Source organism: Candidatus Neptunochlamydia vexilliferae (assembly GCF_015356785.1).
Taxonomy (GTDB): Bacteria; Chlamydiota; Chlamydiia; order Chlamydiales; family Simkaniaceae; genus Neptunichlamydia; species Neptunichlamydia vexilliferae.
Map to the genome: position 1 here is coordinate 1 of NZ_JAAEJV010000007.1, position 15,823 is coordinate 15,823.

The 15,823-nt window shown below is 44.0% G+C and carries 14 protein-coding genes; 4 read left to right on the top strand and 10 right to left on the bottom strand.

What is annotated here, in order from left to right:
- Positions 1–302: 302 nt before the first annotated feature.
- Together radA and rnc are read right to left on the bottom strand one after the other, a co-directional pair.
- On the bottom strand, positions 303–1,673 hold the full coding sequence (radA, locus tag NEPTK9_RS02440; protein WP_194847243.1) for a DNA repair protein RadA: 1,371 nt from the start codon (positions 1,671–1,673) through the stop codon (positions 303–305).
- A gap of 1 nt (position 1,674) precedes the next feature.
- A complete protein-coding gene (gene rnc / locus NEPTK9_RS02445; protein ID WP_194847244.1) occupies positions 1,675–2,367 on the bottom strand; it encodes a ribonuclease III in 693 nt (230 codons plus the stop codon).
- Positions 2,368–2,428: 61 nt separating this feature from the next.
- Between rnc and NEPTK9_RS02450 the strand changes: the two genes are divergently transcribed.
- On the top strand, positions 2,429–2,950 hold the full coding sequence (locus NEPTK9_RS02450; RefSeq protein ID WP_194847245.1) for a hypothetical protein: 522 nt from the start codon (positions 2,429–2,431) through the stop codon (positions 2,948–2,950).
- On the opposite strand, the gene NEPTK9_RS02455 is transcribed toward NEPTK9_RS02450, so the two are convergent.
- The 3 genes from NEPTK9_RS02455 to NEPTK9_RS02465 all read right to left on the bottom strand — a co-directional run bounded on the left by NEPTK9_RS02455 (position 2,940) and on the right by NEPTK9_RS02465 (position 6,221).
- Positions 2,940–3,374 carry a hypothetical protein gene (locus NEPTK9_RS02455; RefSeq protein ID WP_194847246.1) on the bottom strand — a complete coding sequence of 145 codons (435 nt, stop codon included), beginning with the start codon at positions 3,372–3,374 and terminating at the stop codon, positions 2,940–2,942. The two genes, NEPTK9_RS02450 and NEPTK9_RS02455, sit on opposite strands and share 11 nt — an antisense overlap.
- Positions 3,371–5,044, bottom strand: a complete 1,674-nt coding sequence (locus tag NEPTK9_RS02460; RefSeq protein ID WP_194847247.1) for an alpha/beta hydrolase — start codon at positions 5,042–5,044, stop codon at positions 3,371–3,373. The genes NEPTK9_RS02455 and NEPTK9_RS02460 overlap by 4 nt, the downstream gene beginning before the upstream one ends.
- Positions 5,045–5,210: 166 nt before the next feature.
- The gene (locus NEPTK9_RS02465; protein ID WP_194847287.1) at positions 5,211–6,221 is read right to left on the bottom strand and encodes an NAD(P)-binding domain-containing protein; all 1,011 of its coding nucleotides are present in this window, start codon (positions 6,219–6,221) and stop codon (positions 5,211–5,213) included.
- A 124-nt stretch (positions 6,222–6,345) separates the two neighbouring features.
- Between NEPTK9_RS02465 and NEPTK9_RS02470 the strand changes: the two genes are divergently transcribed.
- Together NEPTK9_RS02470 and NEPTK9_RS02475 are read left to right on the top strand one after the other, a co-directional pair.
- On the top strand, positions 6,346–6,969 hold the full coding sequence (locus NEPTK9_RS02470) for a PLP-dependent aminotransferase family protein (RefSeq protein WP_194847248.1): 624 nt from the start codon (positions 6,346–6,348) through the stop codon (positions 6,967–6,969).
- On the top strand, positions 6,970–7,458 hold the full coding sequence (locus NEPTK9_RS02475; RefSeq protein ID WP_194847249.1) for a TspO/MBR family protein: 489 nt from the start codon (positions 6,970–6,972) through the stop codon (positions 7,456–7,458).
- On the opposite strand, the gene hemG is transcribed toward NEPTK9_RS02475, so the two are convergent.
- Genes hemG through NEPTK9_RS02490 form a run of 3 tightly spaced genes read right to left on the bottom strand, consistent with a single transcriptional unit; the run spans position 7,422 to position 9,654 of the window.
- Entirely contained in the window at positions 7,422–8,627 is a 1,206-nt protein-coding gene (gene hemG, locus NEPTK9_RS02480) for a protoporphyrinogen oxidase (RefSeq protein WP_194847250.1), read from the bottom strand. The two genes, NEPTK9_RS02475 and hemG, sit on opposite strands and share 37 nt — an antisense overlap.
- The gene (locus NEPTK9_RS02485) at positions 8,624–8,896 is read right to left on the bottom strand and encodes a hypothetical protein (protein WP_194847251.1); all 273 of its coding nucleotides are present in this window, start codon (positions 8,894–8,896) and stop codon (positions 8,624–8,626) included. The genes hemG and NEPTK9_RS02485 overlap by 4 nt, the downstream gene beginning before the upstream one ends.
- A gap of 44 nt (positions 8,897–8,940) precedes the next feature.
- Positions 8,941–9,654: a type IV toxin-antitoxin system AbiEi family antitoxin gene (locus tag NEPTK9_RS02490; RefSeq protein WP_194847252.1), complete on the bottom strand. Its 714-nt coding sequence runs from the start codon at positions 9,652–9,654 to the stop codon at positions 8,941–8,943.
- 142 nt (positions 9,655–9,796) lie between these two features.
- On the opposite strand from NEPTK9_RS02490, the gene hemF reads away from it, so the two are divergent.
- Positions 9,797–10,591: an oxygen-dependent coproporphyrinogen oxidase gene (gene hemF, locus NEPTK9_RS02495; protein WP_194847253.1), complete on the top strand. Its 795-nt coding sequence runs from the start codon at positions 9,797–9,799 to the stop codon at positions 10,589–10,591.
- Here the strand turns inward: hemF and NEPTK9_RS02500 are convergent.
- Both NEPTK9_RS02500 and NEPTK9_RS02505 read right to left on the bottom strand, forming a co-directional pair.
- On the bottom strand, positions 10,581–14,285 hold the full coding sequence (locus NEPTK9_RS02500; protein ID WP_194847254.1) for an NACHT domain-containing protein: 3,705 nt from the start codon (positions 14,283–14,285) through the stop codon (positions 10,581–10,583). The genes hemF and NEPTK9_RS02500 overlap by 11 nt on opposite strands.
- Positions 14,282–15,652: a hypothetical protein gene (locus NEPTK9_RS02505; RefSeq protein WP_228546986.1), complete on the bottom strand. Its 1,371-nt coding sequence runs from the start codon at positions 15,650–15,652 to the stop codon at positions 14,282–14,284. The genes NEPTK9_RS02500 and NEPTK9_RS02505 overlap by 4 nt, the downstream gene beginning before the upstream one ends.
- Positions 15,653–15,823 lie beyond the last annotated feature (171 nt).

A 15,823-nucleotide genomic window follows, 5' to 3' on the forward strand; every position in this document is an offset into this window, starting at 1 on the left:
ACCAAGGAACAAGCCTCTTTTTTTCCAGGTTTTTAGCCACTTACCATATTCGCTTTGCTCGACTTTCAGCTTAACAAAAAAAATCCACTGAACCGACACAGCTTCGGAGCTGAAGGCGAAGAAAAGCTACGTCGTGAAGTGTTACCTCAGCATGCTGTATTTTGAACCATGCCAAAAAATCTCAACCAATCTATCCTCAATTTTAGGGTTGACAGAGCACTAGGTATTTCTAGGCTGTTTTCCAGGTTCAACAAAAGTTTTGTTAGAGACACACTTCATTAGAGGCTAGAAAATTTTTGAGTCTAACCCAGAAGAAGCTTGATCGCTTCTTCGACGCGGGTGACCCCCTGGAGGTGGATCTTCTCGGTGAGCTTTTTGTTTAAGCCCTTAAAGTTTTTTGTTGAGAGGATGCACCGCTTAAAGCCCATGTTGATCGCTTCTTTGATCCGGCTTTCGATGCGGGGAATACTGCGGACTTCGCCGCCGAGACCCACCTCACCCATCACAACGGTATCGGAGGGGATCGGTTTGTTGCAGTAGCAGGAGGCGATGGCCAGGATGATCCCCAGGTCGATCGCTGGTTCGGTGATCTTCATCCCACCGGCGATGGAGACAAAGACATCAAGGGCATGGAGCTGGTAACCCATCCGCTTTTCGAGGACGGCGAGGAGAAGGGTGAGCCTTTTCTGGTCAAGGCCGGTCGAGCGGCGGGTCGAAGTGGCAAAGGAGGTGGGCGCAACGAGCGCTTGGACCTCGATGAGAAGGGCGCGGGTTCCCTCAATCGTGGGGATGATCACAGAGCCGGGAGAGCCGGTCATCCGCTCTTCGAGGAAGGTGAGCGACGGGTTGAGGATTTCAGAAAGCCCTTTTTCTTCCATTTGGAAAAGGGCGACATCGTCGGTGGGGCCAAAGCGGTTCTTGATGGAGCGCATCAGGCGGTAACCATGTTGCCGGTCTCCTTCAAACTCAAGGACGGTATCAACGATATGCTCGAGGACGCGGGGGCCTGCAAGATCGCCACTTTTGGTGACATGGCCGATGAGGAAGGTAGTGATGCCGTTCCCTTTGGCAAGGTGCATGCACTCCATCGCGATTTCGCGCACTTGGGTGACCGATCCAGGCGCTGAGGAAAGCTCGGTTTTATAGACGATTTGGACCGAGTCGACGATGAGAACATCGGGGTGAAGCTTTTCGACCTGGGCGCGGATCGCTGAAAAACTGGTCTCGCTAAAGAGGTAGATCCGGTCACTTTTAATGTCGAGCCGCCTGGCGCGGAGGGAGGTTTGCTCAGCCGACTCTTCACCGCAAACGTAGAGGACGGTCAGCCCTTGGTCAGCAAATCGCTTGGCAAGCTGGAGGAGCATCGTCGACTTTCCAATGCCGGGCTCCCCTCCAATGAGGTTGAGCGATCCTTCAACAATCCCCCCACCCATCAATCGGTCAAATTCTCGGTAGCCGGTATTGACCCGCTTAAAACTTTTGGTGTCGACCTCTTCGATCAAGACCGGCTTGACGGTGCGTGGGGTTTTCGACTCAAAACGCCCCTGCTTTTCGGGAACTTCAAGCTCTTCAGTAAGGGTATCCCAGTTTTTGCAAATGTTGCAACTCCCAGTCCACTTAAATTGCTTGTTCCCACACTCGTTGCAAACCCACACTGACTTTTGCTTGACCATTTTATTTTCCTAATCGGTTAATTGCATTTTCGGCGGCACTTTGCTCCCCCTCTTTTTTGGAAGAACCTCGCCCCTGCCCGAGCTCTTTATCATTCAGGAAGACCCGGATGTGGAAGGTTTTGAGGTGGTCAGGCCCCTCCTCATTCACCACCTCGTAGGTGGGAGGGGTTTGGTGCTCTTTTTGACAATAGTCCTGGAGCTCAGCCTTCCAGTTCCGATGGGGCTTATCAATGATCTCTAAAACATCTTCTTTAAAATGGTCAAAGAAAAAGGTGCGGGCTGCCTCTATTCCTCCATCCAGATAGACCGCTCCGATCACCGCCTCAAAAAGATCGGCAAGGAGAGTCCCCCGCCCCTTCCCTTCGTTCATCGCCTCCCCTTTTCCCACCATGAGGAACCGCTCTAAATCGATTTTTTTCAGGTAGCGGATACAGGCTGTTGCATCGACAAGGCGGGAACGGAGGTAGGAGAGCTCCCCCTCGGGATGGTCGGGAAGGTGGAGATAGAGAAAGTCGCTCATAATGAGCCCCAAAACCGCATCACCCAAAAACTCTAGTCGCTCATTATGGCCCACCTCGAGGTTCCGGTTCTCATTGACAAAGGAGCGGTGGACAAAGGCCTGACCAATAAGAGATTTTTCTTTAAAGGTGTAGCCGATTTGGGCTTCCACTAGAGGATATTCAAACGTATTCATCTGGACTTTTGCTCTTGAGTAAACTATACTGAGCCTATCAAAAAATAGATAAAAGGTAAACATGCGTTTCGGCCTGACAAAGGAACATCACGACTTCTTCCACCGCCACCACCATATTGAGTTTGAAGGGCTCCTTAGCGAGGAAGATGTAAAGCGGCTTTACAGCGATACAGAGAAGCGAGATCGCTGGCGCACAAACCCGGAGATCAAGAAAATCGTCCTCCGCTCAACCTTGGCAGAGGTGGCATCAAACCTGTGTAAAGTCTCTCCCTTGCGGATCGGCTTTGACCAAACAATTTTAAACTCCGGCGAGGAGGAACGATTTCTTCCCTTAAATGAAAAGAGCTCAATCCAAAAGGTGGCATGTGGACTGATCTTGGATCAAAATGGGAGTGGAACGTTTTTTTCTCCTGAGTTTTCCTTTCCCCTCACACACCCTGCCCTTCTGATTGTTTATGTTGAGGAAAAAGCTCAGTACATCCACGAAGAAAAAGATCCCTACAACCATGCGCTGAAAAAACTGGGGTATGGCTTTGGCGACCGGATACGGTCAGACACCCACCCCATTGTTTTTAGGGGTTAGAGGACAGAAGACTTGAAGAACATAATACCTTTCTTATGTAATTCACATACCATTCGGTAACTTCTAGCTCAGCTAGAGATACCTCATATTCTCCAAGGGATGTTTTCCCATAGTTTAGAGAAACCATTTCCCCGATATTACCCCTAAAAGTGACAAATTTTTCCCGCTGCTTTATAACCCTTCTTTTTAATTCTTTTTGGCACCTTACCATCTGCTTCCATACCCCCTCTTCTTTTAGAAATTTTTCATGCTCCTTAATATATTTTTGCTCTCGAGCTAAAAGCCTAGAGAGATCGACATCAAGCTGGCAAAGAAGTTCCTCTGCTCTTTCCCTATTTTCCTGAGCAGTAGGAATCTTTCCCTCAGCAAAACCGGAGAAAATTATACAACTGAATATAAAGAGAGTGGAGTAAAACCACTTCATAGACCACTCCTTAAGGGAACCCTATTATCAAAAATTCCGTCTGGATCATATAGACACTTTGTCGGTGTCATATTGCCTTTAAAGTCGCAAACGGGGCGTTCAAAAACTGTTCCCTCTTCCCCTACCCCATGCCCTAAGTAAACCGACTGCGTATTTCGGAGTGGTAAGTTCCTTTCCTGGAAGAAAGCATGCACTTCGCGTTGCAATTCATCCATTTTAACAGCTGAGCGTTCCTTTTTATAAGCACCTAGCCGTTGAATCAGAGGGAAGGATTTATCAAACTTAGCAAGCCCATGCCCTGGAACAATACTTGAAAGCTCTATCGTCATCACATGGGGAGGAAGTTTTTGGGGATTGCGAGCTCCATGTCCAAGTCCACTGATTGAAGGAGCTCCCATAGGATAGGTGGGGTATACCTTCATAGCATTATCATGAGACGTCCACAGAACAAAAATATTGTCAGCAAGGTGGGAAGATTGATAGTACAGTTTTTTTTCCTCCTCAAAACAATCGTGGGGAACAGCAGGAGCAACCATAAAAAAATTACTCAAAACATTTTTAAAATCGGACTTAAGTAATTTAAGAGTTTGAAGAGTGAATCGATTACCCATACTATGGGCAATTACATCTATTTTTGCAGAGCCATTTTTAAGGTTTTTTAATAGCTCAGCATACTGGCTAGTCAGCCTTCTGTCCTGGGCATTATTATATGATTGATGGGCAAGTATCCCAGCCCCAGGCCATATGTAATAGATCAAGTAGTCATAATTCATATGAATTTGAGAAGAAAGTTTCCCGTAAGAATCATAAGCTTCAGGGGCTGTATTGTTCATCCCATGAACAACTATAGCAACCCTACAACCATTAAGGCGATCGAAGCAACTCTTTTTAGGAATCTCTTTTTTCCAATTTTGTGCAGTAGATAGACTACTCTGGTTTAGAAAATTCTTACAGTCAGTGATAATAAGCGTTTCTTTGAAAAGTCTCTTATGGGTAACGGGATCAAACGCCTTGCTCTTTTGTGCAACGACCTTATATAAATCGCGCGAGCGAAAGTTTGAAAAATAGCCTCCCCTTTGGTTTTCACTTCTAATATCAGGAGTAGTCTTAAAGCTCAGGTTCCCATTGAACTGAAGATAGCTGAATGAAGAGAATCGTTTTTTTAACTGTTCATTTGAAGCTTTCACAATTTTTTCGATTTTTGAGCACTCAACGGTAATCTTATTTTGGTGACTCGGCAAGATAAATAAATGGTCAAAAACCTGCCTGTCTTTTCCTTTCAATGCGCCTAAAATGAAATCGATGGAAAAAATTGTTGTAAAAAGGTCAATCCCTTCTCCCTTTCCTTTTTGAGTGGGCACTAGCTGTCTAAAAAGCTGTTGAAAACGATTTTCTAATAAAGTTTTATTCGAGTTAAATCTAGGATAAAAATAATGGACATAAGCATTATAAGCTCCTTCAGAGATTAAAGCTTTTGCCATTTCTGTTGCACAATTTCCGTAAGAATCTAGAGCAAAAAGAGCCGTTCTCTGGCCTTGAAGCGCCCTTACCCCTTCCCTGGGATTAATCGAACAAATACAGGCGAAGTCTTCTGAAATCGTATCGGGATCGACGTATCCCCCACGGCTCGATACATGAATGATTCGTTCTGGACTTACACTAACCGACACCACATTCTCCTTTAAAAAACTAATTCACCATACCCATGCATATGAAAAAAAATCAATCATAAATTTTGGCATGGTTCAAAACAGGGTAACATTTTTTGGCCTTGTTCACCTTCGTGCAAGGCCTTTTTTAATCAAGCTGCTAACCGCAACCCGAAGGTTAAACGCTCTAGATAGCGTACCGCATCCATAGGGGCAAAACGGCGTCGAGATAGACCATGAACTTCCATAGCCCCACACTATATTCTACGTTTCCGAAGCGGTCCTCAACTTTTTGAGGAAACCCAATTCCCAACCCAAAGAGGCCAGGCGCGACAATCCCATTAGACTCATTGTAGGTGAGGTGTCCGATTTGATAGGCCTTTGGGGGAACTCTCCTTTCAAAACCTACGGCATAGACAACGCTCTGGCACTGGGAAAGGAGTGTAGAAAACTCTGGATCTGAGGCTAGAACCCGGTTTAAATGCTCGGGATACTTTCCATGGATATGTTTTCGTACCCACTCGGCGGTCTCTCCTTTAAGCCCTGTATTATCAAAAAGGACCCAATCTTCAAAAAAAACAGCAAATTTCAAGGGAGATCTATGGAAGTTAATCACTTTTTTTGCTGGGTACTCAAGGAGATTTTTTATAACAATCATCGCCGAGTGGGAAGATCCAAAAACAGCCACTGTTTCCTCAGACACGTCGGGAAGTTTTTCTGCTACAAGCGCCTTTTCAAGGGAGATTTCCTTAAGGTTAGGATACTCGAGCTTCCTTTGCTCTGCTCCGGTTGCTAAAATGACATTTTTTGCAGCAAGAACCTCTTTATCTGTTTTTAAGATCCACTCCCTATTTTCCATTTCAAGGAGGCTCACTTCTCCTTCAAACGAGCGGACTTTTTCCCGGAGCTGTCCGGTCACCCAAATCAGGGGATCTGCAATCTCTTGGAGCAAACATGTTTTTTCGGGATCAAGGTCCTTTAAACGAAAGTGAGGGGCTTTTGCAAAGTTAAAGGCTGGACAAATGTTTAAGTAGTCGAGAAACAGTTTTACCGAGGTGTTGCTTGAAACAGCGCGCCACTTTTGTCCTAGATCTCCTACCTGAAAATCGGGGTCAACCCAAGCTATGGAGCCCGCATCGACTCCTTGATCGATCAATTTTCCAATCGCTGCAATCCCCGCTGGACCAGCTCCGATGATTCCCCACTGAAATCGTTCCATTTTTCCTCTCAATACACTCTGATTCCTAGATAGACAAAAACGGTATTAAAAACCAGGGGTCTTGCTTGCACTTTTTTTTTGATCGCGCTACAGTTATTCCGTTATGAAAAACGATTGTTTAGGACTTGCCACCCACCCCCATGTCAAAAAGATGGGAATGAAAGCTCTTCTAGAATGGGGAGTGACTGCGCCGCCAAGCTTCCAAGAGGAAGTGGAAGACCAACTCGCCGATTTATTAGGGAAAGAGGCGGCCCTTCTTTTGCCTTACCCTTACCCTCTGACCCTAGAAGGAACCGTTTTTGTCGATAAACGGTGCACCATCGACTGGATCCGCGGATCTTCGTCAACCGCGAAGACTCAGTGGATCGTCACTACTGAGTTTAAAAAAGTTGGCGAAGGGGCGCACCTCATTGTTGACGACTCCTCTAGCTTCGGGATTGCAGGAAAGTTGGGGATGGGACTTTCTGCCCACCGGAAAGAGGTAAGCATCATCTTTGCAAAGACTCCCTTTGGGGTCTATCTAGGGCTTCGTCGCTCCCTAAAAAAGCTCTTGTGTGATCAAAACCCCCTCCTTGCCAAAGCAGCAACCCTTTCTGCTCCCGTTTTAGGAGCTTTGAGTGGCGCCCTCGAGCTTATTCCCGATATGGATCTAGAAAGGGAGCAACTAGAACCTCTGGGTGAATCTTGTTTTTCTATGAACACCTCCTCCTCCTTTTCCCAGGTTTAAATGCAGACGAAGAAGAAAAAACTCGAAACCTACATCATCTTCTTTGCCATTGTCTTTACAGTGCAACTGGTCAACTTCTTTGTCAGTCTGCAAGGAGTTTTGGATATCTACGACCAATATCAAACGCCTCCTTGGGTCCTCCCTATTCACTGGCTCATTCCGGTCTGGACCCTTCTCTATACCCTGATGGCTATTACCGGAGCGGTGATCTGGACCGCTCCCTCCTCCCAAACACGCACTTTTGCTAAGTGGGCATGGATCTCCCAACTCACCTTTACCCTAGTCTGGCCCTTTTGCCTCTTCTATGTCCCCGTTCACATCTTGACGCCCATGTCGATCTCACTGATCTTTATCTCCCTTGTCGCCACCATGTTTTACAGCTTCCTGATCCGCCCCCTCGCAGCTCTTCTCGCCATCCCTTACCTCCTCATGGTGGTCTACAACATGCTCTTTCACTGGGTCTTCTTTATTCTTAACCTAGCTCCTTGAGCCACACACGCATTGACCGATGGTCCTCGCAAATAATTTCCAATGCAATCGACCTGTGGATAATATTTTGCCAGGTGCGCCTCAAAGGCCTTGACCCGCTCCAAATGGCCCACCCCATATTGGGGAACGGCCCCTTTATACTCTTTGACATGAACGCTACTTGGCAAAGCTGAAACTCCTAGATGTGTCTGGAGCGCTTCAAGGGCCTCTATCTCTCCCCCTTCTCGGAGCATCACTGTAAAGCGGCTCTCCTCCCCCCGGTTTTGTGCGGGAAAGATCGACGAATCAAAAACCACACCAAGGATTTTTTCCTTTTCTTTTGTAGGGACCAGGTAACCAAACCCTTCCTTTGGAAAGACCTTTTTACTAAAGACTACATTGACCACGACTAAGTTAACGCTCCCCACCCCTTCAAAAAAGCGCAGTGCTTCGAAATCCCCTTCGAAAAACCGTTTGGCCCCTTCTGCAGGAAGGGCCAAAATGGTGTGGTCCCCTTCAAAACCTTCTAGCAGATGGTTGAGGTGGATGGGTCCCCGTCCCTTTTCCACCAAACGATCGATCAGGGTTTCGATCCCTCCTTGCAATGTAAAAAGGCCCTGCGGCTTTTTCTTTTTTTCCCGTTTTAATAGGGCTCGAGTGATCGATCCATGGGTCCTTTCCATAGCCTTTAGCTCGGGAAAACACGCCTCGACCGATAATTGCTCGCTGTCCCCTGCAAAAACTCCTAAGGTGATGGGATCGAAAAAGGTCTCGGCAACATAGTCTCCAAACCGCCGCCGCGCAAAGGCTCCAATCGTCTCATCTCCTGCAAAGGGGGGACGGCACCACTCACCAAGCAGTGACTTCCAAGCGGGGAGGAGGAGTGCTCCCACCTTCTGAAGTTTTTGGTCTTTCCAGAGGTAGCGCTTCCCGGCTTCTTTGGTTGAAGGGAGAAGCTCGCCTTCTAGACCTAGCTCCTTGATCAGGTCAAGGAGCTCGGGGCAGCGCGATGCCTTAAAGGTACGGGGTCCCCGTTCAAAAAAATAGGGGGCATCGACCGACTCGATACACCCTCCTAAGCGACTACCCTTTTCATAAAGGACAATCTCTGCACCGGGGTGTGCTTTTGATAAAAAGTAACGGGCCGCAAGCCCTGAAATTCCCCCACCTGCAATAACTATTTTTTTCATGGCATTCTATACCAGGTCTCTTGAATACGGCGAATAATATCATCTTTCATTGTGCTAATCTTTCCAGCTAAAGCATTAACTTCTTTTTTTTCTGTCTTACTAAGCTTAGTGATGTTATAGTTTTTGATAATTGCAAGAGCCTGCTTTAAGTTATCAACGCCACCAGAACTTAGAAAAAATACGATGATTTTTATCAAGTAGGTATACTCTGGTGTAGCATTCTCAAAATTTTGAATTTCAAGTCCCTCGAGTCGGGTTATAGTTGCCATTGTTTTCTCCTATTTTAAAATCTGAAATTCCTCAATCTTCTTTTTCAAGTTCTATCATAACCCATTCCTTTCCGTTCTGCTAAAAACTCTGCTTGCTCTTGACCACGCAGAGGAAAGTGATAGAGATCAAGAAATGTCAGGAGAACGGAAGACATTTTTATTTCTTTATAGGTCTCTTTCCCAAGCTGAAGTAAGCTTTTATAGTAAGGCTCTATCAGCAGCACCTCATACCCTGTTTCCTGTGGCTTTAGCTGAAGCGCTTTTTCTACTTTCTCTCGGACCGATGGTTCTAATAGGTAAAGCTCTGTTGTTTGAAGATTGGTATTTTTACACCGATGCCCCTCTGCTGCTGAATGGAGCGCCCACGCAACTTTCCGATCAAGCTTCTTTTTCTTAAGCATACTTATCATTTCTTCCTTGCTTTGGAATGGAAATCGATAGGTCCATAGCTTACACTTTTTTAAAATACTATACTCCCTTACCCAGTTCTCTAAAAGAAGATTAGACTTAATAAATGCAAATTTTTTAGACGTTCTTATTCCTTCAGCCACAACAATCCCATGCAATACCAGCACCTTTAGCACACGCTGCACAAGGCCAATCCTGACAGGACAATCCTTAACAATTTCCCGTAGCGAAAAATTTTCTCTGTTAATCCCCTCTCTAAGAAGCCATTCAAGGACAATCGCCGATTTATCAGCATAGACATTTCCTTTTCCTGGCATCTCATTCGAACCTATTAGAAACTGGCCCCTCATACTGTTCACTCCTTTATACTGTTCAATAAATATTGAACAGTATATGTAAATTACTTATATTAAGTAAAATACATAGATAAAAAATAGAATATCGACAGAAAACCAAATAATGCTTTAAGGTTTTGGAATGAGGAGAGTGCCCATGTTGCAAGTAGAAAGTGTCAGACAAGAAGAGATCGTGACCTATTTAAAGGAGCTGCGGGATGAGATTGTTCAGGGGTTTGAGTCGTTAGAGCCAGCGCAGCGCTTTGAACGGAAGTGTTGGGACCATCACGGTGGAGGTGGCGGCGAGATATCGGTGATCCGGGGCGACGTTTTTGAAAAGGCCGCTGTTAACTGGTCGGGCGTGCGAGGGAAAAGCCTTCCTCTAAAAGAAGAGGATGAACCCTTTTTTGCAACGGGAGTCAGTCTCATCACTCATATGGCAAACCCTTTTATGCCTACCGTTCATATGAATGTCCGCTACATCGAAACCGCTTCGCGCTGGTGGTTTGGAGGGGGCTATGACCTCACCCCTATGGGCTTCGATAATGAAGAGGATACCGCTCATTTTCATCAAGTTGCAAAAGACTCTCTTGGTGATACGCTTTACAAGGAGTTTTCCCAAAATGCTGCTGAATACTTTTACATTAAACATTGGAAAAAGGAGCGGGGCGTGGGCGGCATTTTCTTCGACCACTACAACACGGGAGATTTCGAGCAAGATCTTCAAATGTGGAAAGGGGTGGGCTCTTCGTTTTTAGAGTCCATCCTTCCGATTTACAAGAAGCGTCAACACACTCCCTATACGGTAGAGGATAAGGCGAAGCAAAACCAACTGCGGGCCCACTACGTGGAGTTCAACCTTCTCTATGACCGAGGGACTAAGTTTGGCTTTGTCTCGGGAGGGAATCCCGAGGCGATTCTTTGCTCGATGCCTCCAACTGCTACTTGGTAGCAGCAAAACTATCTAGCACATTGTAGTTTTTCGTCTCTTCTGTAGAGGGATAAGCGCTACCTAGTATTAGATGGAGCTTGCTTAAGGTCTCTACTGAACTAGAAGCTAAAAGGTCCCTATTGAGCTTTCTAAGATCAAGGCCTTGGAGCTGATGGATACTCTTTTCTGATTCAGCATAGGCTATTAATGTCTCTAAACCTTCTTGTTTAATATCTTCACCTTGGTTTATTATCTCTTCTAGTGCTCTTGCTGCAACCCTTCTAGAGTCTTCTCCACCCCTGTCTTTCACAATCTCTATTAACAACGCTATTCCTTTTTCTCCTACCTTTTCTCCTCCGGCAGATATCTCTCCTAGTACTCCTGCTACATCTCGTCTAAAGTCTTCTCTATTTATATCTATTACGAACTCTATTAGCGCTGCTTTTTCTTTTTCTTCTATTTTTTTTTCTCCTTTCACTATCTCTCCTAATGCTTCTAGTGCCTCCTCCCATCCATGACATCCTCCACCCTCCACGAGTTCTATTACCGCCGCTACCCCTTTTTCTCCGACCTTTTCCCCTACCCTTACTATCCATCCTAGAACTTCTAGTACCTCCCACCCAAGACGTCCTCCATCTTTCACGAGTTCTATTACCGCCGCTACCCCTTTTTCCCCGAATTTTTCTCCTCCTCTTACTATCTCTTCTAATGTGCTTATCGCATACCCTCTAAAATCTCCTCCATCTTTCACGAGCTCTATTAGCGCCATTATCCCCCCCTCTCCTATCTTTTGTCCTCCTGCAGATATTTTTCCTAATGCAGCTGCTGCGTACCACCTGGAATCTCCCCCATCTTTATCTTTTACGAGTTCTATTAGCGCCTCTATTCTTTTTTCTCCGATTTTTTCTCCTCCTCTCACTATCTCTCCTAGTGCTTCTGCTGCATACCAGCTAGACTCTCCTCCTTTATCTTTCACGATCTCTATTAGCGCCGCTATTCCTTTTTCTCCGACCTTTTCTCCTCCTCTCACTATCTCTCCTAGTGCTTCTGCTGTATAACAGCTAGACTCTCCTCCACTTTCATCCTTCACGAGCTCTATTACCGCTTCTATTCTTTTCTCTCCTATCTTTTGTCCTCCTGCAGATATCTTTCCTAATGCAGCTGCTGCGTGCCACCTGGAATCTCCCCCATCTTTATCTTTTACGAGTTCTATTAGCGCCTCTATTCTTTTTTCTCCGATTTTTTCTCCTCCTCTCACTATCTCTCCTAGTGCTTCTGCTGCATACCAGCTAGACTCTCCTCCTTTATCTTTCACGAGCTCTATTAACACCGCTATTCCTTTTTCTCCGACCTTTTCTCCTCCTTTCGCTATCTCTCCTAACGCTTCTGCTGCATACCCTCTAGAATCCCCTCCTCCTTTATCTTTCACGAACTCTATTAGCGCCTCTATTCCTTTTTCCCTTCTTACTATCTCTACTAGTGTTTTTGCTACATCCCCCCTATCTTTATCTTTCACGAACTCTATCATCACTCTTATTCCTTTTTCTCCTATCTTTTCTCCCCCTTTCAACACCTTTCCTAATGCTATTACTGCATCCCCTCTAGACTCTCCTCCACTTTCATCCTTCACGAGCTCTATTAACACCTCCATTCCCCCCTCTCCTATCTCTTCTCCTCTTCTCACTGCTTCTCCTAGCACTCTTGCTGCATACCCTCTAGAATCCCCTCCATCTTTATTTTTTACGATCTCTGTTAGAGCCCCTATTCCCTCTTCTCCTATCTCTTCTCCTCCTTTCACGAGCTCTATTAGCGCTCTTGCTGCACGCCATCTAAAACTTCCATTTTTCACGAGCCCTATAACCTGGCTTATAAGTTTTTTAGGAAAAGGTTGTCCCCTCAAATCAGTAATCATCCCTAAAGTATCTATCTGCTTACTTTTATCTCTTAATTTTTCTCTAATCAAACCAACAATTTTTTCATGGGATAAGAGTTGAGCACTTTCGCTTAGAAGGTGTGCGTGGAGGTTTATAAATGGAACCTTATACAAATATTGCAAAACAGAACCGACAAAAAGATCGTGGTAACCTTTCAAATGTTTTTTTTCTGCTCCTTGAGACTCCTCAAAGCATCTAGCAAATAGCTTTAGCTCATAGGTAAGTCCCAAGTCTCTAGGCTGGGCATAGAGATCTTCAAAGAACTGCACTGCTGTAGACTTTTTGAGAGAGAGAAGACCTGCTGCAAGCCGAAGCATAAATTGGTAGCGGGGAGAGAATTTGTTCGACTTTAAAAACTCTCGAGCTTCTTTTCTCTTACCATCTTCATATAGCCTTCTTAGATATCTTGCTGCAAAAAATTCTTGAAAGGTTAAGTGAAGAAAGTGCCCCCTTCCTTTCCTCCCTCCTTTAATAGGAAAAAGACCAATTTGGGTTAAAGCTTCATCACTAACCTCCTCCGCTTTTAAATAATGATTAATCTTAGGTCGATCAAGGTAGAGTTTTCCTTCTTTGAGCGCTTCCCAAGCTAACTTTTCTAAAATAAGCGCCAATGGCTTGACCTTTTTTTCTTCAAACGGCTCTTCAATAATGGGAGTCTCTTCTTTTCTACTAAGGTCTGCAGATTTCATTAAAAATCGGCGGCAAAGCCAGTCTGTAACCTCTACGTAAAGAGTTGTTGTCGTAATTGGGTGGCTTACTCTACTAAAACTTCCTTCTTCGCAAAAGTAAGCACAAAGAAGCGTTAGATTAATAGGAATTGATCCGATACTTCTAAGGATAGGCTCTTTATCAAGCGCTTCTTCAAGACCCTTTTTTCTATCTATTTTCACTTCTTCATCTAGTTGCTCAGGGTAGGTCTCAAAGTATTTATCGATGTAATAAGAAATTCCTTGCTTGTCAAATCCCATAATTTCAACAGTTTCATCTGGATCAAAATCAAGAAATCTATGCCATGGCCGTGAAGACAAAAGAATATTATCGAAGGCGTTTGATAGCTCGCAAAAAAGCATCTTAGTTTTATCCGATAGCTCGTCATACCCATCCAAAATGAGGAGCGTTTTACTTTTTACTTTCTCATCTTTTAAAAGTTGCGACATATTATGAGATAACCCACATTCCTTTTCTAAAATTTGGTAAATATTTTCACCTGAATAACCTTCCAACTCTCTTAAGGGAAGCCAAAGAACTAAGTCAAAAGTATCTTTCCAAAGCCCTTTTTTTGCCCACTGGTAGGAAGCATTTTGACAAAAGGTGGATTTGCCAACACCTGCTGCCCCAAGGACTAATATTCTTTTCTTGGATTTATTTTTAAGTCTTGAAGTCTCCCATATCTCTTCGAGCTCTATTGGCTTTTTTGCTTCAAAAATCGTTTCATGTGTAAGTAACCGAGAACCTTCACATCCCTGTGACTCGAGTTTTTTTGCCTGTTCGTCCCTTTCTTTTTGGCCTATAACAGCAAGACGCGTATAAACCTTTTCTAAAGGAAGTTTATGTTCAACGCCCCCCTCATGAATAGCATTAAGGTTAAAAATTTTAATCTCATTTTTAGATAAATATTTTTTTCGTGCACTTTTAGCTAATTTTTTTATTGGGCTTTCTAGGTATTTCTTCAAAAACTGAAAGCCCAGAATGCTGGTGCCGCCAAGAACCAAAGCCCCTAAAAAGGCTACTAACTCATAATAGGAAGAGGAAGGGGGATAGACCTTAACATCATAGATCAAAGGCTTTTTTTTTTCAGATCTTCTTTAACTAAAGCGATCGCTTCCTTCCTTTTGGCTTCATAATTAGTAGCAATTTTTTCAAGCGCTGAGCCTTTAAAACTAGTTTCCCAGTGCTTATTAAACACATCCCGATACCCAGGTATGCTACCACCATAAATCCCAGCAATCAAATCTTGGATTCCTCTGAAATACCCTTTAGAAGGCCATTCCAGCACATTACGGTAAGACTCATAGTTTACTGGGAATGCAGACTCTAAATTACCTCCTAAAATCACTGGGATGACATTAGGAACTGTTGGAATCATCCCTCGATCCTTTTGCTGTTTCCACTTCCTTAAAAACCTTTGAACATACATCAGCTCTATAGAAATTCCACGTGTACCCTCTTCCTCTTCGTGTTTATGCAAAAGAGATCTCGACCCAAATAACAAAATAGTATCACTATACTTCATATCCTTCATATGACGAGTCGGGCTTCCAGTAGAAGAGACATCCATTGTATCCAATTGGGCATGACATCCTACTGCGTTAAGATGACTTCGAAGCTCTTTTAAAAAGTCTAGCATCCATTTCTCTTGTTGGAAGTTTAAATGGGGGTGTGAATATGCTAAATAAACCTGCTCTCTCCTTTTTGGATCATGGCTTAATTTTTTATAAAATTCTCTCAAAACAGAGTCGAACTGCTTTTCTTTTAATTCTTTTTGTTCTTCCAACAAGAAACCCTCTTCCAAAAACTCTACCTTATTTTTTCTTTCCTCTTCTCTTTCTAAAGACTCATGAATTACATCATAAAGAGGTTGAATTTCTCTAGTTGCAAACTTCCTGAAAACATTATCAGCACTACGCCAACTTTCAATGCTTGCTCCTTTTGTATGCTCCTCTGGAAGGGGTTGTATTGCAAACCGATTTCTAATATCCTTTACTTTTCTGAGTGCTGTGTCCTCCGCAGGAAGTTCTAAAAGACTATTAATCTCACAAAGTTCTTTCTTCGCCCAATTAAGGGAGTTTTTTACATGTTTTTTTAGGGCTAAATCTCCAATTGTTTCAGTCTCAATTAGATATTTTTCAATATTAATTTTTTGCTCGTAATTTATTTTCTTACTTGGTCCAGCCTGAGTGGAAAACTGGTGCTCCCAGAAACCTCCAGCTTTTCGGTTTTTGGAATTTCTAAAGCTAGATGAGCTAAAGTGCCTACTTTGTGCACTCAAAATGAATGTTTTTCTTTTTTTTAAGAAGATGTTACCAACTCTTTGTTCTTCTAAAGAATTGTTTCCTACAGAAAACCCCAGGAGAGGAGCCCCTATTTTCTTATTTAGAAAATTTGCCCATGATTTTCCACAAAAGGCATCTATACACACTTTATTCAACAATGACACAGCTTTCTCCAATTTTTAATTAAACCTATTACATCAGTGAAGGATGCTCTTTGGAGCCAGTGAACAGCTTTAACTGCACTAGATTTCTTTTCTTTCTTACCCATAGCACTTTTTTATGGGGTGCGCTCTTAATAAAATCTGATTTCGCTTTGTTACCCTTCG